The 20,524-nt window shown below is 67.9% G+C and carries 18 protein-coding genes; 11 read left to right on the top strand and 7 right to left on the bottom strand.

The features are described from left to right. The first annotated feature begins 81 nt into the window (after positions 1–81). From ACTVZP_RS00500 to pccR, 3 genes are read left to right on the top strand one after another with little or no spacing between them, the layout of a single operon-like run. The gene (locus tag ACTVZP_RS00500; protein ID WP_443210106.1) at positions 82–435 is read left to right on the top strand and encodes a DMT family protein; all 354 of its coding nucleotides are present in this window, start codon (positions 82–84) and stop codon (positions 433–435) included. Between the two features lie 35 nt (positions 436–470). Beyond that, positions 471–1,691 carry a multidrug effflux MFS transporter gene (locus tag ACTVZP_RS00495; RefSeq protein WP_443210105.1) on the top strand — a complete coding sequence of 407 codons (1,221 nt, stop codon included), beginning with the start codon at positions 471–473 and terminating at the stop codon, positions 1,689–1,691. 60 nt (positions 1,692–1,751) lie between these two features. After that, complete coding sequence (gene pccR / locus ACTVZP_RS00490) at positions 1,752–3,137, top strand: propionyl-CoA assimilation transcriptional regulator PccR (RefSeq protein ID WP_443210104.1); 1,386 nt, start codon at positions 1,752–1,754, stop codon at positions 3,135–3,137. Positions 3,138–3,445: 308 nt separating this feature from the next. On the opposite strand, the gene ACTVZP_RS00485 is transcribed toward pccR, so the two are convergent. The 4 genes from ACTVZP_RS00485 to betI form a co-directional block, all read right to left on the bottom strand. Continuing rightward, entirely contained in the window at positions 3,446–4,090 is a 645-nt protein-coding gene (locus ACTVZP_RS00485; RefSeq protein ID WP_443210102.1) for a thermonuclease family protein, read from the bottom strand. 220 nt (positions 4,091–4,310) lie between these two features. Continuing rightward, positions 4,311–5,957: a choline dehydrogenase gene (gene betA, locus ACTVZP_RS00480; RefSeq protein ID WP_443210101.1), complete on the bottom strand. Its 1,647-nt coding sequence runs from the start codon at positions 5,955–5,957 to the stop codon at positions 4,311–4,313. Positions 5,958–5,966: 9 nt separating this feature from the next. Further along, positions 5,967–7,418 (bottom strand): betaine-aldehyde dehydrogenase, encoded by a 1,452-nt coding sequence (gene betB / locus ACTVZP_RS00475; RefSeq protein WP_443210100.1) that lies wholly within the window; start codon positions 7,416–7,418, stop codon positions 5,967–5,969. Continuing rightward, positions 7,415–7,999, bottom strand: a complete 585-nt coding sequence (betI, locus tag ACTVZP_RS00470) for a choline-binding transcriptional repressor BetI (protein ID WP_443210099.1) — start codon at positions 7,997–7,999, stop codon at positions 7,415–7,417. Before betI ends, betB begins: the two co-directional genes overlap by 4 nt. Before the next feature lie 86 nt (positions 8,000–8,085). Here betI and choX point away from each other — a divergent pair, with 86 nt between their 5' ends. The 3 genes from choX (at position 8,086) to choV (ending at position 10,989) form a co-directional block, all read left to right on the top strand. Next, the gene (gene choX / locus ACTVZP_RS00465; protein WP_443210098.1) at positions 8,086–9,012 is read left to right on the top strand and encodes a choline ABC transporter substrate-binding protein; all 927 of its coding nucleotides are present in this window, start codon (positions 8,086–8,088) and stop codon (positions 9,010–9,012) included. Positions 9,013–9,127: 115 nt separating this feature from the next. Beyond that, on the top strand, positions 9,128–9,964 hold the full coding sequence (gene choW / locus ACTVZP_RS00460) for a choline ABC transporter permease subunit (protein ID WP_443210097.1): 837 nt from the start codon (positions 9,128–9,130) through the stop codon (positions 9,962–9,964). Beyond that, the gene (gene choV / locus ACTVZP_RS00455) at positions 9,961–10,989 is read left to right on the top strand and encodes a choline ABC transporter ATP-binding protein (RefSeq protein ID WP_443210096.1); all 1,029 of its coding nucleotides are present in this window, start codon (positions 9,961–9,963) and stop codon (positions 10,987–10,989) included. Before choW ends, choV begins: the two co-directional genes overlap by 4 nt. A 21-nt stretch (positions 10,990–11,010) precedes the next feature. Here choV and topA read toward each other — a convergent pair whose 3' ends face one another. Together topA and dprA are read right to left on the bottom strand one after the other, a co-directional pair. Then, entirely contained in the window at positions 11,011–13,656 is a 2,646-nt protein-coding gene (gene topA / locus ACTVZP_RS00450) for a type I DNA topoisomerase (RefSeq protein ID WP_443210095.1), read from the bottom strand. Positions 13,657–13,746: 90 nt separating this feature from the next. Further along, positions 13,747–14,877, bottom strand: coding sequence for a DNA-processing protein DprA (gene dprA / locus ACTVZP_RS00445; protein WP_443210094.1), 1,131 nt, complete (start codon positions 14,875–14,877; stop codon positions 13,747–13,749). Between the two features lie 190 nt (positions 14,878–15,067). Here dprA and ACTVZP_RS00440 point away from each other — a divergent pair, with 190 nt between their 5' ends. The 4 genes from ACTVZP_RS00440 (at position 15,068) to ACTVZP_RS00425 (ending at position 18,460) form a co-directional block, all read left to right on the top strand. Then, positions 15,068–16,345 (top strand): 4-aminobutyrate--2-oxoglutarate transaminase, encoded by a 1,278-nt coding sequence (locus ACTVZP_RS00440; protein WP_443210093.1) that lies wholly within the window; start codon positions 15,068–15,070, stop codon positions 16,343–16,345. A 248-nt stretch (positions 16,346–16,593) separates the two neighbouring features. Then, on the top strand, positions 16,594–17,331 hold the full coding sequence (locus ACTVZP_RS00435; protein ID WP_443210092.1) for an energy-coupling factor ABC transporter ATP-binding protein: 738 nt from the start codon (positions 16,594–16,596) through the stop codon (positions 17,329–17,331). Further along, complete coding sequence (locus ACTVZP_RS00430; RefSeq protein ID WP_443210091.1) at positions 17,306–17,902, top strand: energy-coupling factor transporter transmembrane component T; 597 nt, start codon at positions 17,306–17,308, stop codon at positions 17,900–17,902. Before ACTVZP_RS00435 ends, ACTVZP_RS00430 begins: the two co-directional genes overlap by 26 nt. 12 nt (positions 17,903–17,914) lie before the next feature. Further along, positions 17,915–18,460: a biotin transporter BioY gene (locus tag ACTVZP_RS00425; RefSeq protein WP_443210090.1), complete on the top strand. Its 546-nt coding sequence runs from the start codon at positions 17,915–17,917 to the stop codon at positions 18,458–18,460. Positions 18,461–18,635: 175 nt separating this feature from the next. On the opposite strand, the gene metF is transcribed toward ACTVZP_RS00425, so the two are convergent. After that, positions 18,636–19,502, bottom strand: a complete 867-nt coding sequence (metF, locus tag ACTVZP_RS00420; RefSeq protein WP_443210089.1) for a methylenetetrahydrofolate reductase [NAD(P)H] — start codon at positions 19,500–19,502, stop codon at positions 18,636–18,638. Between the two features lie 94 nt (positions 19,503–19,596). Between metF and ACTVZP_RS00415 the strand changes: the two genes are divergently transcribed. After that, a complete protein-coding gene (locus ACTVZP_RS00415; protein ID WP_443210088.1) occupies positions 19,597–20,502 on the top strand; it encodes a LysR substrate-binding domain-containing protein in 906 nt (301 codons plus the stop codon). Positions 20,503–20,524 lie beyond the last annotated feature (22 nt).

The following is a 20,524-nucleotide window of genomic DNA, read 5'->3' as shown; positions in this document are numbered from 1 at the left end:
GGCGAAAGAAAATTTCGGGATATTTGCAAATCTCTTTGCAAACCTGATCTGCAAATCGCAAACCTGCTATATAGGCCCCTCATGCTCTCGTTTCCGGTGCCGCTGACCACGGTCGGCCTTCTTCTCGCGTCGAACATCTTCATGACCTTCGCCTGGTACGGGCACCTGAAGTTCAAGACCGCGCCGCTTCTCGTCGTGATCCTTGCGAGCTGGGGCATCGCCTTCTTCGAGTATCTGCTGCAGGTGCCGGCGAACCGGATCGGTCACGGGCATTTTTCAGCGGCCGAACTCAAGACCATCCAGGAGGTCATCACGCTTGTCGTCTTCGCGGCCTTCTCGGTGCTCTGGCTGAAGGAGCCGCTGCACTGGAATCACCTCCTCGGCTTCGCCTTCATCGGGCTCGGCGCTTTCTTCATCTTCCATCGCTGGAGCTGATGGACAGTCTGTCGCAGCCGGCCTAACTCTCGGCGATGACCTTCCTCAGCCCGCCCCGTTTCCTCGACCGCCAGTCGCCACCCCACATCCTCACGCTGGTGATGCTGACCGGGCTCGCCGCCCTGTCGATGAACATCTTCCTGCCTTCCCTGCCCGGCATGGCCGAATGGTTCGACGCGCCCTATCAGCTCCTGCAGTTGTCGGTCGCGCTCTATCTCGGCCTCAGCGCGGCGCTGCAGGTCGTGATCGGGCCGATCTCGGACCGGTTCGGACGGCGGAGCGTGATCCTCTGGTCGCTTGGCCTCTTCCTCGCAGCGACCGTGGGCACGCTCGTCGCGCCCACGGCCGAACTCTTCCTCGTGTTCCGCATGGCTCAGGCGATCATCGCGACGGGCCTCGTTCTCAGCCGCGCCGTGGTGCGGGACATGGTGCCGGACGAGCAGGCGGCCTCGATGATCGGCTATGTCACGATGGGAATGTCGCTGGTGCCGATGATCGGGCCCGTGATCGGCGGCGTGCTCGACGAGGTCTTCGGCTGGCAGGCGAATTTCGCCCTGCTTCTCGTGCTTGGCGTGGTGGTCGCCGTCCTTGTCTGGGCCGATCTGGGCGAGACGTCCGAGATCCGCCCTGTCAGCTTCGCGGCACAGCTGCGGCAGTATCCGGCGCTTCTCAGCTCGCGCCGGTTCTGGGGTTACGTGCTCTGCGCGGCCTTCGCCTCGGGCTGCTTCTTCGCCTATCTCGGTGGCGCTCCCTTCGTGGGAACCGAGATCTTCCACCTCACCTCGTCACAGGTCGGCATCTACTTTTCGGCCCCGGCCATCGGCTATGCCGCGGGCAACTTCCTTTCCGGGCGCTACTCGATCCGGATGGGGATGAACCGCATGGTTCTTTGGGGATCGATCGCCACGGCGGGAGGCCTCGGCATCCTCATGCTGGGCACGCTGGCCGGGCTTCACCACCCCGCCTTCTTCTTCGGCATGATGACCGCCGTGGGCCTCGGCAACGGGATGGTCCTGCCGAATGCCAACGCCGGCATGCTCTCGATCCATCCGCAACTCGCCGGCACCGCCTCGGGGCTGGGCGGGGCCATCATGATCGGCGGAGGTGCCGCCCTCGCGGCGCTGGCCGGCGCGGTGCTGACCCCCGCCAGCGGAGAGATGCCGCTGATCGTCATCATGCTGGCCTCGGGCCTCGCCTCGATCTTGGCCATCGTCGCCGTGATCCGGCGCAGCCGCGCCATCGGCCTGCCCGGCTGACGCACCGGTTGACGCGCACCCTTTGCAAAGGCGATACCGGCTTTGCAAAGGGAGGCGTGCATGGCGCAGAAACTCTATGTCGGGGCGAAGCTGCGCGAGCTGCGCATGCAGCTCGGCCTGACGCAGAAGGTCTTTGCCGAGCGACTCGGCGCCTCGCTGCCCTACCTGAACCAGATGGAGAACAACCACCGTCCCGTCTCGGCGACAGTGGTCCTTGCGCTCGCGCAGGAGTTCGGGGTGGACGTGACCAAGCTCACGACCTCCGAAGCCGAGCGGATCGTCACGGACATGCGCGAGGCGCTGGCGGATCCGATATTCACCGACAGCCCGCCCTTGGCGGACCTGCGGCTCGTGGCCTCGAACGCGCCCGGCCTTGCAAGGGCCTTCCTCGACCTGCACCGTGCCTACCGCCAGACACACGAGCGGCTGGCCTCGCTCGACGAGGCGCTGGGGCGCGACGAGGCCGACCTGCGCCCCTCGCCCTGGGAGGAGGTGCGCGACTTCTTTCACTATTGCGACAACTACATCGACGCCGTCGACCGGGCCGCGGAGCATTACGCGGCGCCCGGAGGGGCCCGGCGGGACGTCTTTTCCGCGGCGATGGAGACGCTCGCGCGGGCGGGGCTCGACCTGCAGATCTTGGACATGCCCGTGATCCGCAGCCGCGAGGGGAACGCGCTTCGGCTCTCGTCCCGTGCGGCGGCGCCGACACAGCGGTTCCAGCTCCTGCATCAGGTGGCGCTGCTGACGCAGAACGACCTGCTCGAGGCGACGCTCGACCTCGCCCGGTTCCAGACGCCCGAAGCGCGCGATATCGCGAAGATCGGGCTCGCCAACTATTTTGCCGGGGCGGCGCTGCTGCCCTACCGGCCGTTCCTGCAGGCCGCGGCCGAGACGCGGCACGATCTGGAACGACTGGCCGACATGTTCGGCGCCTCGATCGAGCAGGTGGCGCACCGGCTCTCGACCTTGCAGCGGCCGGGGGCAAAGGGCGTGCCCTTCTTCTTTGTCCGGGTGGATCAGGCGGGCACGATCACCAAGCGCCACTCGGCCACGCGCTTCCAGTTCGCGCGCTTCGGCGGCGCCTGCCCGCTCTGGAACGTGCACCGTGCCTTCGAGACGCCGGGACGGTTCCTGCGCCAGCTCGCCCAGACGCCGGACGGCGTGCGCTATCTGCTGCTGGCGCGAGAGGTGTCGAAGCCCGGAGGGTCCTTCACCGCACCCGTGCGCCGTTACGCCATCGGACTCGGCTGCGAGGTGCAGCAAGCGGATGCGCTGGTCTATGCGGACGGGTTGGATCTGAAGGGGAGCTTCGAGCCGATCGGCATCTCCTGCCGGATCTGTGACCGGCAGGAGTGCCACCAGCGGTCTGTGCCGCCGCTGGAAAAGCGCCTTCGGGTGGACCCCGACAGGCGAGGCTTGTTGCCTTACGAGATTGTCGATTAGCGAGCCGCCGCCTGGCGGCCTGCGAAGCGTCACATATGCACGCGCTCATGGCGCGATCCTCTTCCGGTGCGTGCCCGGGTCGTGCGGTCCGCTATCGGACCCTGCGAACCACGAGGCTCAGCCGCGTTCTTTCCAGACAGGACGCGCGAAATGCGGGTCGGAATTCCTGAGGGTGCCACTCGTCCCGGTCACGTCCGGAAGATCCGCCATCAGCTCGTGCGGGGTGTGGATCATGCCGTGCTCCCTCTTGGTTTCGTTAAGAAAAGGCTATGTCGGAGATTCTTTTTCTGCATTGATGCGGATCAATGTCAGCGCCTCGCCGGGCGGAAGCCGGCAGACTCGGCCTCGGCGGCCGAACAGAACCAGCGTTCGCCCGGTTTCGACACGACGGTCCGGTCATAGTCCGCCTGACCGGGAACGTGGTAGATCCGCCCGTTGCTCGAGATGTTGCCCTTGATCGCGCAGGCCGATGCGCGCGGGGCCGCGGGTGTCGCGTGGCGATACTCCTCCGGGCGCTTCATCGGTCCGGACCAGACGCCGAGGCGCGCCGACTCCGCCCGCGCCTCCTCGCTTGCGTAGCGGGCGGAATAGCGGCGATAGGCGAGCGCTGCGCCCGCGCGGACCATGTGGGCGCCGACGTCCTCGCCCTCCACCTCGCAGGTGGCGACCAGCCGCCCGTATCGATCACGTTCATCGCCCTCGCAGCGCACCGCGGCACCGTCGAGCAGCAGTTCGAGGCGCTCGGTGGCCCAGTCGCCGCAGGGCCAGACCCGATCCCGCTCACCGCAGGTCTGTCCGCGCTCCGGCGCGTCGATGCCGAACAGGCGCACGCGGACGCCTTCGATCTCGAGCGTGTCGCCATCGATGACGCGAACCCGCCCTTCCAGGGAGGCGGCGGGCAGCTGCAAGGGAATGAGGAGAAAAAGAACGAGAAGCGAACGAAGTCTTAACATCCGCCAGAAATCCGACGCCACGCACCGGAAAGCAAGCCAGAAGTTAACGAAGGGTTAAGATAGAGTTAACGCATGCAACACGCCGGCCTTCGTCAGCACGGCCTGTGCGACAGCCCTTTCGCGCCGCTGACGACATCACCGCAGCACGGGCAGAGGCCTCCTCGCGACGCGGCCTGAACAACGTGTCCGGGCCGCGGCCGACACGGCACCGAGCTGCGCCTCAGCGCTGCGCCGTGCGCCACGCCGTGTTGACCACCGGCTCGAGGTTCAGCGGCGCAAGCGGCGTGCGGCCGAGGATGTGGTCGGCTGCCTTCTCGCCCACCATCATCGACGGGCCGTTCAGGTTGCCGTTCGTCACCCGCGGAAAGATCGAGCTGTCGGCGACACGCAGCCCCTCGACCCCGATCACCCGGCATTCCGGATCGACCACGGCAAGCGGATCGTCCGCCCGCCCGATCCGCGCCGTCCCGCAGGGATGATAGGCGCTCTCCACATGCTCGCGGATGAAGGCGTCGATCTCTTCATCCGACGAGCAGGCCGGCCCCGGCTGAATCTCGTGCCGGACGAAGGGACGGAACGCCTCCTGCCCGAAGATCTCGCGCGTGAGGCGGACGCAGCGGCGGAAGTCGTCCCAGTCCTCCTCGGTGGACATGTAGTTGAAGCGGATGACCGGCGGCGCCTCGGGATCGGCCGAGCGCAGCGTGACCGACCCGCGCGAGGGCGAGCGCATCGGCCCGACATGGACCTGGAAGCCGTGGCCCTCGGCGGCCGCCTTCCCGTCGTAGCGCACGGCGATGGGCAGGAAGTGATACTGGATGTCCGGGTAGTCCACCCCCGGCTTCGAGCGGATGAAGGCGCAGGCCTCGAACTGGTTCGAGGCGCCGAGCCCGCGCCCGGTAAAGAGCCACTGGGCGCCGATGCTGACCTTTCCTCTCAGGTTCCAGTGCTTGAAGAGCGTCACGGGCTGGAGGCTCGCGTATTGCATGTAGACCTCCAGATGGTCCTGGAGGTTCTGGCCGACGCCCGGCCGGTCGGCCACGACCGGGATCCCGTGCTCGGCCAGATGCGCGGCGGGACCGACGCCGGACAGCATCAGGAGCTTCGGCGTGTTGAGCGAGGAGGCGGCGAGGATCACCTCGCGGCCCGCCCGGATCACCTCGCGGCTCCCACGGCGCTGCACCTCGACGCCGACCGCCCGGCCCTCCTCGATCACCACGCGCAGGGCGAGGGCGCGCGTGACCTTGACGCCGAACTTCTTCATGGCGGGCTTGAGGTAGGCATTCGCGGCCGACCAGCGGCGCCCTTGCCAGATCGTGGCCTCCATCGGGCCGAAGCCTTCCTGCGCCGCGCCGTTGTAGTCGTCGGTCACCGGATAGCCCGCCTGTCGCCCCGCCTCGATGAAGGCGTTGAAGAGGGGGTTGGAGCGCGGGCCGCGCGTGACATGCACCGGACCGTCATGGCCCCGCCACTCGACGTCGCCCGGGACGTGCCAGTTCTCCATCCGCTTGAAATAGGGCAGCACATCGGCAAAGCCCCAGCCGGTGGCGCCGCTCTCGGCCCAGTGATCGAAGTCGCGTGCATGGCCGCGCACATAGACCATGCCGTTGATCGAGGACGAGCCGCCGATCACCTTGCCGCGCGGCGTGGCCAGCACCCTTCCGTCCAGATGCGGCTCGGGCTCGGTCTTCAGGCCCCAGTCGTAGATCCCCATGTTCATCGGATAGGAGAGCGCGGCGGGCATCTGGATGAAGGGCCCGGCATCCGTGCCGCCATGCTCGATGACCAGCACCGAGCGGCCCGCCTCGCCGAGACGATAAGCCATGGCGCAGCCGGCCGAACCGGCGCCGACGATAACGTAATCGACCATTGCGCGTCCTCAGTAGGGGGCGTCCACCGGCCCCATGCCGACGTAGACCGACTTGACCTGCGTGTAGTGCTCGACGGCCGCGCGACCGTTCTCGCGGCCGACGCCCGACATCTTCACCCCGCCGAAGGGCGCCTCGACCGGGGTCAGATTGTAGGCGTTGATCCAGCAGGTCCCGGCCTGGAGCTTCGCCACCACCCGGTGCGCACGCGTGAGATCCGCCGTGAACACTCCCGCGGCGAGGCCGAAGTCGGTGGCATTCGCCCGCGCGATGGCCTCCTCCTCGGTCTCGAAGTCGAGCACCGCCATCACCGGGCCGAACACCTCCTCGCGCGCCAGCGTCATGGCGTCCGTCACATCGGCGAAGACCGTGGGCTGGACGTAGCAGCCCGGGCTGACCGAGGCCTCGCCGCCGCAGACGAGGCGGCCGCCCTCGGCGCGGGCCTTTCCAATATAGCCCAGCACCTTCTCGAGCTGCGCCTGCGAGACGAGCGGCCCCATCTGCACCTCGGGATCGAGCGGATCGCCCATGCGGATCGCATCGGCCCGCTCGGCAAGGCGGGAAAGGAACGCCTCCTTGATGCCCTTCTGCACGAAGACCCGCGTCCCGTTCGAGCAGATCTGGCCCGCCGAATAGAAGTTGCCCAGCATCGCCGCGCCGATGGCGCTGTCGAGATCGGCATCGTCGAAGACGATGAGCGGCGACTTGCCGCCGAGTTCCATCGTGACATGGCGCACGCCCTCGGCCGCGGCGGCATAGACGCGCCGGCCCGTTGGCACCGAGCCCGTGAGCGAGACCTTGGCCACCCGCGGGTCGGTGACGAGCGCCGCCCCTACCCCGCCGCGCCCCTGCACCACGTTGAAAAGCCCCGGCGGCAGGCCCGCCTCGATCAGGATCTCGGCCAGCTTCAGCGCGCCGAGCGGCGTGACTTCCGAGGGCTTGAACACCATCGCATTGCCGAGCGCGAGCGCGGGCGCGGCCTTCCAGCAGGCGATCTGGCTCGGGTAGTTCCAGGCGCCGATGCCGACGCAGAGGCCCAGCGGCTCGCGGATCGTATAGACGAAATCCTGACCCAGCGGCACGGTTTCGCCGGTGACGGCGGGCGCGAGCCCCGCAAAGAACTCCAGCGCATCCGCCCCCGAGGCCCAGTCGGCGACCAGCGTCTCCTGCAGCGGCTTGCCGGTATCGAGCGTCTCGAGCACGCTCAACTCCTCGTTGCGCTCGCGGATCAGATCGGAGGCGCGGCGCAGGATGCGTGCGCGTTCCACGGGCCGCAGGGCGGCCCAATCCGCTTGCGCCCGCGCGCCGGAGGCAAGGGCCGCCTCGATCACCGCGGGCGTGGCCTCGTGAAGGCGCGCGATCTCTTCGCCGGTGGCCGGGAAGATCACCGGGATCGGCACGCCCGCGGCATCCTCCAGCGGACGACCGTCGACGAAATGGCTGGCGGCGGGCTGGGCTCTCACAGGGGACATTCCTTCAGATGGGCATTCAGATAGGCGCGGGCGCAGGCGACGGCGGCCACGCTGTCGGGCGGGCCCTCCTTCAGCACCTCGCGCAGGTAGAGGCCGTCGATCAGCGCGCCAAGACCGTCGGCAAGGTCTCCGGCCCGCTCTCCGGCCAGCGGCCGCAGCCCGACGAGGAGATTCGACCGCAGACGGCGCTGGTAGATCGCCAGAAGCCTCTTCGCTTCGGGCACGGTCTGGGCTAGAACGTAGAAATTGAGCCACGCCCCCACCACTTCGCGCCGGAAGTTCGTGGCCGAGAACGAGGCCTGCAGGATCGCCGTGATCCGGGCGACGGGTGTCGTGGCCCCCAGCAGCGCCCCTCGCACCTCGGCCCCGTAGAGCGACAGGACGTGACGCATCGCCGCAAGGAAAAGCGCTTCCTTTCCACCGAAGTAGTGGTGCGCAAGCGCCGAGGACATGCCCGCGCGCTTGGCGATCTGGCTCACCGTCACGTCGAGCGACCCCACCCGGCCGATCTCGACGATCGTGGCTTTGACGAGCGCGGCCTTTCGGATAGGCTCCATACCGAGTTTCGGCATGTGCAGAATACCTGATTTTGTGGTTGCCAAGCCGAGCTATCGTGAAGTTTATTGACTCGTCAATCAACAAAAAACAGGGAGACACCATGACGCCCATCCGACAGGCCCTGCTGGCCGCCGCTTCGATTCTGGCCCTCGCCGGGCCTGCCCTCGCGCAGGACCAGTGCCGCGAGGTGACCTTCTCCGACGTCGGCTGGACCGACATCACCGTCACCACTTCGGCCACCCGCCAGATCCTCGAGGCGCTCGGCTACGAGGTCGAGGTCGACATCCTCGGCGTGCCGGTCACCTATGCCTCGATGGACAAGGGCGATGTGGACGTGTTCCTCGGCACCTGGCTGCCGGCGCAGGAAGGCGCGATCGGCCCCTATCTCGAGAAAGGCTCGATCGAGGAGATCACGACGAACCTCAAAGGCACGAAATACACGCTCGCCGTGCCGGCCTATCTCTACGACAAGGGTCTCAAGAGCTATTCCGACATCGCCAAGTTCAAGGACGAGCTCGACGGCAAGATCTACGGCATCGAGCCGGGCAACGAGGGCAACGAATACCTCATCAGCCTGACCGAAGCCGGCAAGCCGCTCGAGGGCTTCGAGATCGTCCAGAGCTCCGAGCAGGGGATGCTGGCGCAGGTCGCCCGCTTCTACCCGCAGGAGAAGGGCGTGGCCTTCCTCGGCTGGGAGCCCCACCCGATGAATGCCACCTTCTCGCTCAACTACCTGCCGGGCGGCGAGGACTTCTTCGGCGAGGAAGGCGTGGTCAAGACCGTGGCGCGCAAGGGCTTCAAGGAAGCGTGCCCGAACGTGGCGAAGCTGCTGTCGCAGCAGACGTTCACGCTGCCCATGGAGAACGAGATCATGGGCAAGATCCTCGACGACGGCATGGAGCCCGACACGGCCGTGCTCGAATGGCTCAAGGCTCATCCCGAGACCGTCGATCCCTGGCTGGCCGGCGTGACCACGGTGGAGGGCGAGGAAGGCCTGCCGGTGGTCAAGGAGGCGCTCGGTCTCTGATGCATGCATCCGACGCGCTCCGGGGTCAGAGGATCCGAGGCGCGGGTTCCAAGGGGGTCCGCCGCACGCCGCTGCGGGCCCCGCTGTCTATTGATACACAACTGGCGGGGTGCGCATGCTCGACTGGCTGACCGATCACAAGTTGCCTGTCGGCCGCTGGTCGAAGATGATCTTCGACTGGCTCAATTCGAACGGCGGTCCGTTCTTCGACCTGATCAGCCGCATGATGCAGGCGGTGATCGACGCCATGCTGGGCGTGCTGGACGTGGCGCCACCGCTGCTGGTCATCGCCATCCTCGCCGCCATCGGCTGGTACCTCCAGCGCAACTGGCGCGTGACGCTTCTGACCGTGGTGGGCTTCGCCTTCATCCTGAACCAGGGCTACTGGGACGAGACGATGCAGAGCCTGACGCTGATCCTCCTGGCCTGCGTCACCTGCATGGCGATCGGCGTGCCGCTCGGCATCGCCGCCGCCCACCGCCCACGGCTCTATCAGGCGATGAGCCCGGTGCTCGACCTGATGCAGACCCTGCCGACCTTCGTCTACCTGATCCCGGCGATCGTCTTCTTCGGCCTCGGGATGGTGCCCGGCCTGATCGCCACGGTGATCTTCGTGCTGCCCGCGCCGATCAGGCTCACGCATCTGGGCATCTCATCGACACCTATGGCGCTGAAGGAGGCCGCCACCGCCTTCGGCGCCACGCCGCGCCAGCGGCTGTGGAAGGTCGAGCTTCCCTATGCCTTTCCCCAGATCATGACCGGGCTGAACCAGACCATCATGCTCTCGCTTTCGATGGTCGTCATCGCGGCGCTCGTGGGGGCAAACGGACTCGGGGTGCCGGTGGTGCGGGCGCTCAACACCGTCAACACCGCGCTCGGGTTTGAATCGGGTTTCATCATCGTCGTCGTGGCGATCGTCCTGGACCGCATGCTGAGGGTGACCCGCAAATGACTGCAGTGGAATTCGACCGGGTCTCGATCGTCTTCGGCGATCATCCGCAACGGGCCCTGCCGCTGATGGACCGCGGGCAGAGCCGATCCGAGGTGCAGGCCGAGACCGGCCAGGTGCTCGGCGTGCACGACTGCTCGCTCACCGTGGCCGAGGGCGAAATCCTCGTGCTCATGGGCCTCTCCGGCTCGGGCAAGTCCACGCTCCTGCGCGGCGTGAACGGGCTCAACCCCGTGGTGCGGGGAGAGGTGCGTGTCTCGGACGGAGACCGGATGGTGTCGGTGACGCATGCCACGCCGGCCGACCTGCGCCGGCTGCGCCTCAGCCGGATCGCCATGGTGTTCCAGCAGTTCGGCCTGCTGCCATGGCGGACCGTGCGCGACAATGTGGGCCTCGGCCTCGAGATGGCGGGCATGTCGCCGAAGGACCGGCGGGCGCTGGTGGACGAGCAGTTGACCCTTGTCAACCTCTCGGCCTGGGCCGACCGGAAGGTGGGCGAGCTGTCGGGCGGGATGCAGCAGCGCGTGGGCCTTGCCCGCGCCTTCGTGACTCAGGCGCCGATCCTGCTGATGGACGAGCCCTTCTCGGCGCTCGATCCGCTGATCCGCTCGCGGCTGCAGGACGAGCTTCTGGACCTGCAGCGCAAGCTCAAGCGCACGATCATCTTCGTGAGCCACGACCTCGACGAGGCCTTCAAGATCGGCAACCGCATCGCGCTGATGGAAGGCGGACGCATCGTCCAGTGCGGCACCGCGCGCGAGATCATCGCCAATCCGGTGTCGGACTACGTGGCCGATTTCGTGGCCCACATGAACCCGCTGGGCGTGCTGACCGCTCGGGACGTGATGGAGGCCGGTCCCTCTGCCGCCGGGCAGAGCGTCAGCGCTGAATGCACGGTGCGCACGGTGATGGAGATGCTGCGCGACGGTGCGGGAGAACTCGCCGTGGTCGAGAGCGGATCGGTGATCGGCACGATCCGCCCTGAGGCCGTCATGGGCCGGCTGATCGACCCGCGCGGAACCGTCTGAGCCCCGCGCAGGCAAATCCCGTCAGGCGGCGTCGGTATCCGGCGCCGTCTTCTTCTTCGCAGGAGACTTCGTGGCAGCCTTCTTCGCCGTGGCCTTCTTGGGTGCGGCCTTCCTCGGCGCGGCCTTCTTCGTCTCGGCCTCCCCGGCCTTCGCGGCCTTCTTCGCCGGGGCCTTCTTCTTCGGGCTCTTGCCCGCCTTCTCGGCCACGAGGGCCAGCGCCTCGTCGAAGGTGAGCGCCTCGGGCTCCACTCCCTTGGGCAGCGTCGCGTTCACCTTGCCCCACTTGACGTAGGGCCCGTAGCGGCCGGGCATGACCGCCAGGATCCCGCCGTCGGGATGCTCGCCCAGTTCCTTGATCGGCTGCGCCGGGGCCGAGGCGCCGCGGCGGCCGGCAGCCTTCTGCGCCAGCACCTCGACCGCGCGGTTCATGCCGATGGTGAAGACTTCCTCCACGTCCGGCAGGTTCGCATAGGTCGAGCCATGCTTGACGTAGGGCCCGTAGCGGCCGATGGCGGCCTCGACCGGCTGGCCGTCTTCGGGGTGGCTTCCGACGAGCCGCGGCAGGTTCAGAAGCATCAGCGCGCGGTCGAGATCCACGGCATCGGGTGCCCATCCCTTCGGCAGGCTTGCCCGCGGGGGCTTCGGCACCTCCTCGGTAGCCTCGCCTCTCTGCACGTAAGGCCCGAACCGGCCCGAGCGCAGCGAGATCGGCTGGCCGTCCTCGTCATGGCCCAGAAGCTTGCCATCGGGCGAGATGGCGCTGTCCTCGTCGCCCGTAACCGAGATCGGTCGCGTGTAACGGCATTCGGGATAATTGCCGCAGCCGATGAAGGCCCCGCCGCCGCGCGCCGTCTTCAGGTGCAGGCGACCTGTCCCGCAGGTCGGGCAGATCCGCGGGTCGGAACCGTCCGGCCGCGGCGGATAGAGATGGGGCGCGAGGAACTCGTCGAGCTTCTCCAGCACCTCGCCGATGCGCAGGTCGGCCGTTTCGGCCACCGCGGCCGAGAAGTCGCGCCAGAAGCGCGCGAGCACCTCCTTGTAGTCGCGCTCGCCCGCCGACACATCGTCAAGCTCGCCTTCCAGATCGGCCGTGAAATCGTATTCGACATACTTGCGGAAGAAGTTGGCGAGGAAGGCCGTCACCAGCCGCCCCTTGTCCTCGGGAATCAGGCGGTTCTTTTCCTTGCGGACATATTCACGATCCTGGATCGTCGAGACGATGCTGGCATAGGTCGAGGGGCGACCGATCCCCAGCTCTTCCATGCGCTTGACCAGCGTGGCCTCGGTGTAGCGCGGCGGCGGCTGGGTATGGTGCTGCTCGGGCGTGATGCTCCGCTTCTCCACCGCCTCGTTCGCCATGATCTGCGGCAGGCGGCCCTCGTCCTCGTCGCCCTCGCCGCGGTCGTCGCGCCCCTCCTCGTAGACCTTGAGGAAGCCGTCGAACAGCACGACCTGCCCGGTCGCGCGCAGGCCCACCTGCCCGTCCGGGCTCGCGATCTCGACGGTGGTCCGTTCCAGCCGGGCCGCTGCCATCTGGCTCGCCAGCGTCCGCTTCCAGATCAGCTCGTAGAGCTTGCGCTGGTCGGCATCGGTCAGCCCCAGCTTCTCGGGCGAGGCCGACATGTCAGTCGGCCGGATGCACTCGTGCGCTTCCTGTGCGTTCTTGGCCTTGTTCTTGTACATGCGCGGGCTGTCGGGGACGTAATCCGCCCCGAAGCGCCGCTTGATCTCGTCGCGCGCGGCCATCACGGCCTCGGGGGCCATGTCGATGCCATCTGTCCGCATGTAGGTGATGTGGCCCGCCTCGTAGAGCCGCTGCGCCGCCGACATGCACTGTTTCGCGCCCATGCCGAACTTGCGCGACGCCTCCTGCTGGAGGGTCGAGGTCATGAAGGGGGCGGAGGGGTTGCGGCTCGCGGGCTTGGCCTCGACCGAGGCGACCTTGAGCGGGCGCGACGTCACGGCCTGCACGGCCAGCTCGGCCGCTTCGGCGGTGGGCAGGTCGAACTTGTCGAGCTTCCTGCCGCCGAGCACGGTCAGGCGGGCCTCGAACTCCTGCCCCCGCGGCGTGACGAGAACGGCCGAGACGGTCCAGAATTCGCGGGCGCGGAAGGCCTCGATCTCCATCTCGCGCTCGACGATCAGCCGCAGGCAGACCGATTGCACCCGGCCTGCGGACTTCGCCCCCGGCAGCTTCCGCCAGAGCACCGGCGAGAGCGTGAAGCCCACCAGATAATCCAGCGCGCGGCGGGCCAGATAGGCCTCGACCAGCGCGGTATCGACCTCGCGCGGGGCCTTCATCGCCTCGGTCACCGCCGATTTGGTGATCGCGTTGAAGGTCACGCGGCGGACGGTCTTGCCCTTCTTCAAGGACGAGGCCAGGGCCTCCTGCAGGTGCCACGAAATCGCCTCGCCCTCGCGGTCAGGGTCGGTGGCGAGGATCAGGGTGTCGTCGCTCTTCAGCGCCTCGACGATGGCGCGGACGTGCTTCTTCGACTCGGCCGCCACCTCCCAGGTCATGGCAAATTCATGCTCGGGATCGACCGATCCATCCTTGGCCGGCAGGTCGCGGACATGCCCATAGGAGGCCAGAACCGTATAGTCGGAGCCCAGATACTTGTTGATTGTTTTGGCCTTGGCCGGGCTTTCGACGACGACGACAGCCATGGAAACCTCTTGTTGCCCTGCGACCCTCGGATGGCGCGGCACCATGTGGGGGATCGCGGCCCAATGTCAATGCGCGGCTGGGGCGGCCCTTCATACCGGGCGCGAGACCAGCCCCCCCGGATCCCGTCGGATGCGGCCGTCGAGTTCGAGGGTCACAAGCTCCTGCGCGACGCGGCCCGCGGGCAGCGAGAGGTCACGGATGAGCTGGTCCTCGGGCACCGGCACCGGACCGAGCCGGTCGAGGATCAGGTTGTGGACAGCGGCGATCTCGCAGAGCGGGCGGCGCGGCGGGTCGGGTTGCGGCTCAAGGCGTGCGGCCGGTCGCGGGGCATCGACACGAACCGTGCCGATCGCCTCGATCACGTCGTCCGCATGACGCACGAGCGTGGCCCCGTCGCGGATCAGCTGGTTGCAGCCCGCCCCGCGCGGATCGAACGGATGGCCCGGCACGGCCAGCACCTCCCGCCCCTGGTCGAGCGCGTCGCGTGCGGTGATGAGGCTGCCGGACCGCGCCGCGGCCTCGACCACCACCACCGCGCGGGCAAGGCCCGAGACGATGCGGTTGCGCAGCGGGAAGTGGCGGGCCTGCGGCACGAGGCCCATCGGCTGCTCGGAGACGCGGCAGCCCTGCGCCACGATCCGCGCGGCCAAAGCGGCATTCTCGGACGGGTAGATCACGTCCACCCCGCCCGCCTGCACTGCCACCGTCCCGCGCAGCAGGGAGGCTTCGTGCGCCTCGGCGTCGATCCCGCGGGCGAGGCCGGAGACCACGACATAGCCGGCCTCGCCCAATGCGGTGGCCAGCTTCCGCGTCATCCGGAGCCCGAGGCTCGAGGCGTTCCGCGCGCCCACCAGCGCCACCATCGGCCGCGCCAGCAGCCCGGCATCCCCCTGAACCCAGAGGATCGGCGGCGCATCGCCGAGGTCGGCGAGTGCCGAGGGATATCCGGGTTCGTCCTCGCAGATCATCGTTGCGCCCTGTGCGCGACCGGCCGCCATCTCCTTCAGGGCAACCGGCACGGGACAGGCCTCGTAGCCCTCGATCCCCGCGGCGGCGGCGACCGCGGGCAGCGCCTCGAGCGCGAGCGTGGCGCTGCCATGCTCGGCCATCAGGCGCCGGTATGTCGCGGGCCCTACCCGACGCGATCGGATCAGCCGCAGCCGGTCCACCCGCTCGCGGTCGGGAAAGGGAGAGGACGTGTTCTGTGCCGCCTGTCGCATGGCTGCCTCTGCTGGGACCAGCGCCCGACCCTGACGGCGAATGGTTAACGGCAGGTGAACAGCGGGTGACGACTTTCACCCGAACGGGCCGGAGTTTGACCCGGACCTGTCGCAGACTGGATTGAAATGTCGCCTGCTCCGGTCCAAGCAGGGTCCGATCCGCCCCTTTCGGGCCATGATGGAGCCAGTGATGCTGAACGCCGATGTCAGTCGCCGCCGCGACGAAGCCGTGTCCCGTGGCGTGGGGATGCAGACCCAGATCTATGCCGATCGGGCGCTGAACGCCGAGATCTGGGACATCGAGGGCCGCCGCTATATCGACTTCGCGGCAGGCATCGCCGTCGTGAACACCGGCCACTGCCATCCGAAGGTGATGGCGGCCGTGACCGAGCAGATGGGCCGTTTCACCCATACCTGCCACCAGGTCCTGCCCTACGAGAACTACATCCGCCTTGCCGAGCGGCTGAACGCCGCGGCGCCCGGCGACTTCGCCAAGAAGACGATCTTCGTGACCACGGGCGCCGAATCGGTCGAGAACGCGATCAAGATCGCGCGCATCCACACCGGGCGCTCGGCGGTCATCGCCTTCGGCGGCGGCTTCCACGGCCGGACCTTCATGACCATGACCCTCACCGGCAAGGTCGAGCCCTACAAGAAGGGCTTCGGCCCGATGATGCCCGAGGTCTTCCACGTGCCCTTCCCGCAGGACGTGCACGGCATCTCGACCGCCGATGCGCTGGAGGGCATCACCAAGCTCTTCAAGGCCGATCTCGACCCGAAGCGGGTCGCCGCGATCATCTTCGAGCCGGTGCAGGGCGAAGGCGGCTTCTACCCGGCGCCGAAGGATCTCGTCCGCGCGATCCGCGCGCTCTGCGATGAGCATGGCATCGTGATGATCGCCGACGAGGTCCAGACCGGCTTCGCCCGCACCGGCACGCTCTTCGCCATGCACGGCTACGACGTCGCCCCGGACCTGACCACCATGGCCAAGGGCCTCGGCGGCGGTCTTCCCATCGCCGCGGTGACAGGCCGCGCCGAGATCATGGACGCGGCGCATCCGGGGGGCCTCGGCGGCACCTACGGCGGCAACCCGCTAGGCGTGGCCGCGGCCCATGCGGTGCTCGACGTGATCGAGGAGGAAGACCTCTGCAACCGTGCCAACGAGCTGGGCAGCCGGCTCAAGCAGAAGCTCGAGTCGATCCGCTCCACCACGCCTGAGATCACCGACATCCGCGGCCCGGGCTTTATGGTGGCGGCGGAATTCGCGAATCCGGCGTCGAAGGAACCCGATGCGGCCTTCACCAACCGCGTCCGCGAGGAAGCCCTGAAACGCGGACTGATCCTGCTCACCTGCGGGGTCTACGGCAACGTGATCCGCTTCCTTGCCCCCATCACCATCCCCGAGCCGCATTTCGCCGAGGCGATGGAGATTCTCGAAGCCTCGGTCGCCGCCGCGCGCGGACACTGAAGATCGCACCGGCGGGCTCCCGAGGCCGTGCATCGGGAGCCCGCCGAACCGCCCGCCGCGAGCGGCACCCGCCGGTCCGCCCGAAGAGCCAGCCCGGCACATTCTCCGATCGGTGCGTTCCTCTGCTCTGCGCTAAGTGGCGGGCGAGACGGCACTCCAGCCTAGACGCGGCCATGCGGCCGCGATCCGCTGCCCTCCGGATCCTCTCGCGGCTTGGCAGTCGCTTGCGCCGGGGATATGAGGCGCGCATGCAGCACCCTTCTTCCGACACCGGCATCCGGCTCGACCGCGCCTCCTACGCAGCGGGAGAGCGGTCCATCCTGTCGGACATCACGTTGCACCTGACCGAGCGGAGAATTGGCATCCTCGGGCAGAACGGCTCGGGCAAGACCACGCTCCTGCGGCTGATGGCCGGGCTGATCGCACCCGGCAGGGGCCGCGTGACGGTCGAGGGCATGGACGCCGCCTCGGACCGGCGCAGGATGCTGGCGGCCGTCGGCATCCTCTTCCAGAACCCCGAGCATCAGATCATCTTCCCCACGGTCGAGGAGGAGCTGTCCTTCGGCCTGAAACAGGCCGGCCGCTGCGCCGAGGAGGCACGCAGCCTGGCACGGGCCGTTCTGGCGGCGCAGGGGCGCAGTCATTGGGCGGCAGCGCCGGTCTCGACTCTGTCGCAGGGCCAGAAACAATTCCTCTGCCTCCTCTCGGTCCTTGCGATGGAACCGCGGACCATCCTGCTCGACGAGCCCTTCTCGGGCCTCGATCTGCCGACGCAGATCCGCCTTTCGCGACGTCTGGCGGGGCTTCCGCAGCGGCTGGTCACGATCAGCCATGATCCGGAGGTCGTGGCGGGTTGCGATCGGGTGATCTGGCTCGACGGCGGACGGGTGCGGGCCGACGGACAGGCGGGCGATGTCACCGCCGCCTTCCGGGCCGAGATGGAGCGCCTCGGAGACCTCGATGCTGACGCTGACCTCCCCTGTTGAGACGCGGCTCCACCGCCTGCCCGCAGGCGCGAAACTCGCCGCTCTGGCGCTGGCGGCAATGGCTCTCGCGCCGCTTCGGGAACTGCCTGCGATCGGCGTGGCGGCGACCCTCGTCGTGGCGCTCTACCTTGCGCAGGGGCGGGACTTCGCGCGGCACGGGCTGCGGATGCTGCGACCACTCTGGCCCTTTCTCGTCATCCTTGCGGTCTGGCACGGCTGGACGGGCGAGATCGCCTCGGGCGCAGGCGTCGCGCTCAAGCTGCTGATCGCGGTCGCGCTCGCCAATCTCGTCACGATGACCACGCGCCTCGACGCGATGATCGCGGTTCTCGAGCGTCTGGTGCGGCCCTTGCGGCGCGTCGGCCTTCAGCCGCATGTGCTGGCCGTCTCCATGGCTCTTGTCATCCGCTTCACGCCGGTGCTACTTGCGCGTGCAGAGCGGCTGGCGGAGGCCTGGCGTGCGCGGAGCCCGCGGCGCCCCTCCTGGAGGATCGTCGTTCCGCTTGCGCTCGGTGCGCTCGACGACGCCGATCAGGTCGCCGAAGCCCTGCGCGCCCGAGGTGGCTTGTAGGGAGAGAATGCCATGGAACGCAATGTAACCCTGATCGCGCTCTTCGCGGCGCTGATCGCCGTGCTGGGGCTCGTGCCGCAGATCACGCTCATGTCCGGCGTGCCGGTCACGGCGCAGTCGCTGGGTGTGATGCTCTGCGGCACCGTGCTGGGGGCCCGCCGTGGCGCACTGGCGGTGATCCTGTTCCTCGTTCTCGTCTTCCTGGGTCTCCCGCTCCTGTCGGGCGGCCGCGGCGGGATCGGCGTTCTCGCCGGCCCGACGGCGGGCTTCGTGGTGGGCTTTCCCTTCGCAGCCCTGGTGACCGGCCTCGTGGTCGAGAAATGGCGCTCGGCCCCGGTCTCGGTGGCATCCTTCGTGGGCGCGATCCTCGGCGGCATCGTGGTGCTCTACGGTTTCGGCGTGGTCGGCATGGCGCTGAAACTGGGAAAGACCCTGCCCGAAGCGGCGCTGCTGTTGACGCCCTTCCTCGCAGGCGACCTGCTGAAGACCGCGATCGCCGCGCTGGTGACGCAAGGTCTGGCGCAGGTTCGGCCCGGCACGCTGCTCTCGCGTAGCTGAGGCAGGCGCTTCGGCCCCTTCCCGAGGCTCGGGACCGGCGCCCTCGCCCGACCTGTGGCGCGACGCTCAGGGTCGGGCACTGCCCGCAGGCATGGGACGCAGGTTTGCACGAATATGAAATGCCGACGCCCGGGACATCCCGGGCGTCGGCATTTCCGGCCTGAGGCGCAACGGGTCAGGCGACGTTCTGCAGCGCCACTTCGGGCAGGATGCCCAAGGCATGGCAGACTTCGCGGGTCAGCGTCGGGCGGTTCAGCGTATAGAAATGCAGATCCTCCACCCCTTCCGACAGCAGCCGGTCGCAGAGCTCGGTGCAGAGGGCGACCGAGAAGATCTCCTCGCGGTCGTCGCGCTTTGCGTGGTCGAAGGCCTCGTCCAGCCAGTTCGGCACCCGGGCGCCGCAGCGGGCGGCGAATTTCTTCACGCCGGACCAGTTCTCGATCGGCAGGATGCCCGGGATGATCGGCGCGGTGATCCCCTCCTTCGCACAGAGGTCGCGGAAGCGCAGGAAGGTCTCGGCCTCGAAGAAGAACTGCGTGATGGCGGAGGTCGCCCCGGCCTCGATCTTGCGCTTGAGCCAGCGCACGTCGGCGAGCGTGTCGGCCGCATCGGGATGCGGCTCGGGATAGGCGCCCACGCGGAGCGTGAAGCGCCCCGTCGCCGCCAGCGCCTCGACCAGCTCGACCGAACTCGCGAAGCCCTCCGGATGCGGCGTGAACCGGTCGGCGCCCTTCGGCGCATCGCCGCGCAGCGCCACGATCTCGGTCACGCCCGCCTCGGCATAGGAGTTTGCGATCTCGAGCGTCTCGGCCTTCGTTGCATCGACGCAGGTCAGATGCGCCGCAACATTCAGCTTGTAATGGTTGTGGATCGTCTCGACCGCGTCATGGGTCAGCTTGCGCGTGGTTCCGCCCGCACCGTAGGTCACCGACACGAAGTCGGGCTGCAACGGCGCCAGCATCTGCGCCGTCTCCCACAGCCGGAAGGACGCCTCGAGCGTCTGCGGCGGGAAGAACTCGAACGAGATGCGCGGTCTGGCCATGGGACTGTCTCCTGTTCCTTGCCTCTCTTGTGGCAGCATCGGCCATGTGAGACAAATTCATAATGCTCAAGATCAATATGAGGCGATTTGTAACATGCACCTCGAACTCCGCCACCTGCGCACCATTCGCGCGATCCATCAGGCGGGAGGTCTGGCGCGTGCGGCCGACATGCTGAACATGACCCAGTCGGCCCTGTCGCATCAGGTGAAGGGCCTTGAAGACCAGGCAGGCATCGAGCTTTTCGTCAGGCGTTCCAAGCCCTTGAAGCTGTCGGCTGCCGGCATCCGGATGCTGCGGCTGGCCGAACGCATCCTGCCCGAGATCGACGCGCTCGAGGACGAGTTCCGCGCGCTGCGCTCGGGCCGGACCGGAAGACTGCATATCGCCATTGAATGCCATGCATGTTTCGAATGGCTGTTCCCGGTGCTGGAGCTCTTCCGCCACGCCTGGCCCGAGATCGACGTGGACATCCGCGCAGGCCTCGCCTTCGAGGCGCTGCCCGCACTCATGCGGGAGGAGGTCGACCTCGTGATCTCCTCGGATCCGGTCACGGTCGAGGGCATGACCTTCAACCCGCTCTTCGACTATCACCCGACCTTCGTGGCCGCCGCCGCGAACCCGCTGTCCGAGAAACCCTTCATCTCGGCCGAGGATTTCCGCGACCAGATGCTCATCACCTATCCGGTCTCGCGCGACCGGCTGGACGTGTTCACCGAGGTGCTGACGCCGGCGAAGGTCGAGCCGCGCGGCACCCGGCAGGTCGAGCTGACGGCGGTGATCCTGATGCTGGTCGCATCGAATCGGGGGGTGGCGGTCCTGCCGGACTGGGTGCTGCGCGACATCCGAAGCCACGCGGATTTCGTCACCCGGCCACTCGGCCCCGAGACGGTGACGAAGCGGCTCTATGCCGCCACCCGTGCCGAGGATACCATGAAGCCTTTCATGGCACATTTCCTGCGCCTGGGCCGGACCGAGCCCGTAAAGCTCCAACGGATCTGAGGGAAACCTGACTTTTGGATGC

The sequence above is a fragment of the Rhodobacter sp. NSM genome (assembly GCF_052244495.1).
In the GTDB taxonomy this organism is placed as follows: domain Bacteria; phylum Pseudomonadota; class Alphaproteobacteria; order Rhodobacterales; family Rhodobacteraceae; genus Cereibacter_A.
Note: the sequence above shows the minus strand (reverse complement) of the source record. Positions and strands in the feature narration are given on the sequence as shown.

What these genes read in the sequence shown, in the direction of transcription:
- ACTVZP_RS00500 (WP_443210106.1), top strand. Translation starts at nt 82, where the DNA reads ATGCTCTCGTTTCCGGTGCCGCTGACCACGGTCGGCCTTCTTCTCGCG.
- ACTVZP_RS00495 (WP_443210105.1), top strand. Translation starts at nt 471, where the DNA reads ATGACCTTCCTCAGCCCGCCCCGTTTCCTCGACCGCCAGTCGCCACCC.
- pccR (WP_443210104.1), top strand. Translation starts at nt 1,752, where the DNA reads ATGGCGCAGAAACTCTATGTCGGGGCGAAGCTGCGCGAGCTGCGCATG.
- ACTVZP_RS00485 (WP_443210102.1), bottom strand. Translation starts at nt 4,090, where the DNA reads ATGTTAAGACTTCGTTCGCTTCTCGTTCTTTTTCTCCTCATTCCCTTG.
- betA (WP_443210101.1), bottom strand. Translation starts at nt 5,957, where the DNA reads ATGGTCGATTACGTTATCGTCGGCGCCGGTTCGGCCGGCTGCGCCATG.
- betI (WP_443210099.1), bottom strand. Translation starts at nt 7,999, where the DNA reads ATGCCGAAACTCGGTATGGAGCCTATCCGAAAGGCCGCGCTCGTCAAA.
- choX (WP_443210098.1), top strand. Translation starts at nt 8,086, where the DNA reads ATGACGCCCATCCGACAGGCCCTGCTGGCCGCCGCTTCGATTCTGGCC.
- choW (WP_443210097.1), top strand. Translation starts at nt 9,128, where the DNA reads ATGCTCGACTGGCTGACCGATCACAAGTTGCCTGTCGGCCGCTGGTCG.
- choV (WP_443210096.1), top strand. Translation starts at nt 9,961, where the DNA reads ATGACTGCAGTGGAATTCGACCGGGTCTCGATCGTCTTCGGCGATCAT.
- topA (WP_443210095.1), bottom strand. Translation starts at nt 13,656, where the DNA reads ATGGCTGTCGTCGTCGTCGAAAGCCCGGCCAAGGCCAAAACAATCAAC.
- dprA (WP_443210094.1), bottom strand. Translation starts at nt 14,877, where the DNA reads ATGCGACAGGCGGCACAGAACACGTCCTCTCCCTTTCCCGACCGCGAG.
- ACTVZP_RS00440 (WP_443210093.1), top strand. Translation starts at nt 15,068, where the DNA reads ATGCTGAACGCCGATGTCAGTCGCCGCCGCGACGAAGCCGTGTCCCGT.
- ACTVZP_RS00435 (WP_443210092.1), top strand. Translation starts at nt 16,594, where the DNA reads ATGCAGCACCCTTCTTCCGACACCGGCATCCGGCTCGACCGCGCCTCC.
- ACTVZP_RS00430 (WP_443210091.1), top strand. Translation starts at nt 17,306, where the DNA reads ATGCTGACGCTGACCTCCCCTGTTGAGACGCGGCTCCACCGCCTGCCC.
- ACTVZP_RS00425 (WP_443210090.1), top strand. Translation starts at nt 17,915, where the DNA reads ATGGAACGCAATGTAACCCTGATCGCGCTCTTCGCGGCGCTGATCGCC.
- metF (WP_443210089.1), bottom strand. Translation starts at nt 19,502, where the DNA reads ATGGCCAGACCGCGCATCTCGTTCGAGTTCTTCCCGCCGCAGACGCTC.
- ACTVZP_RS00415 (WP_443210088.1), top strand. Translation starts at nt 19,597, where the DNA reads ATGCACCTCGAACTCCGCCACCTGCGCACCATTCGCGCGATCCATCAG.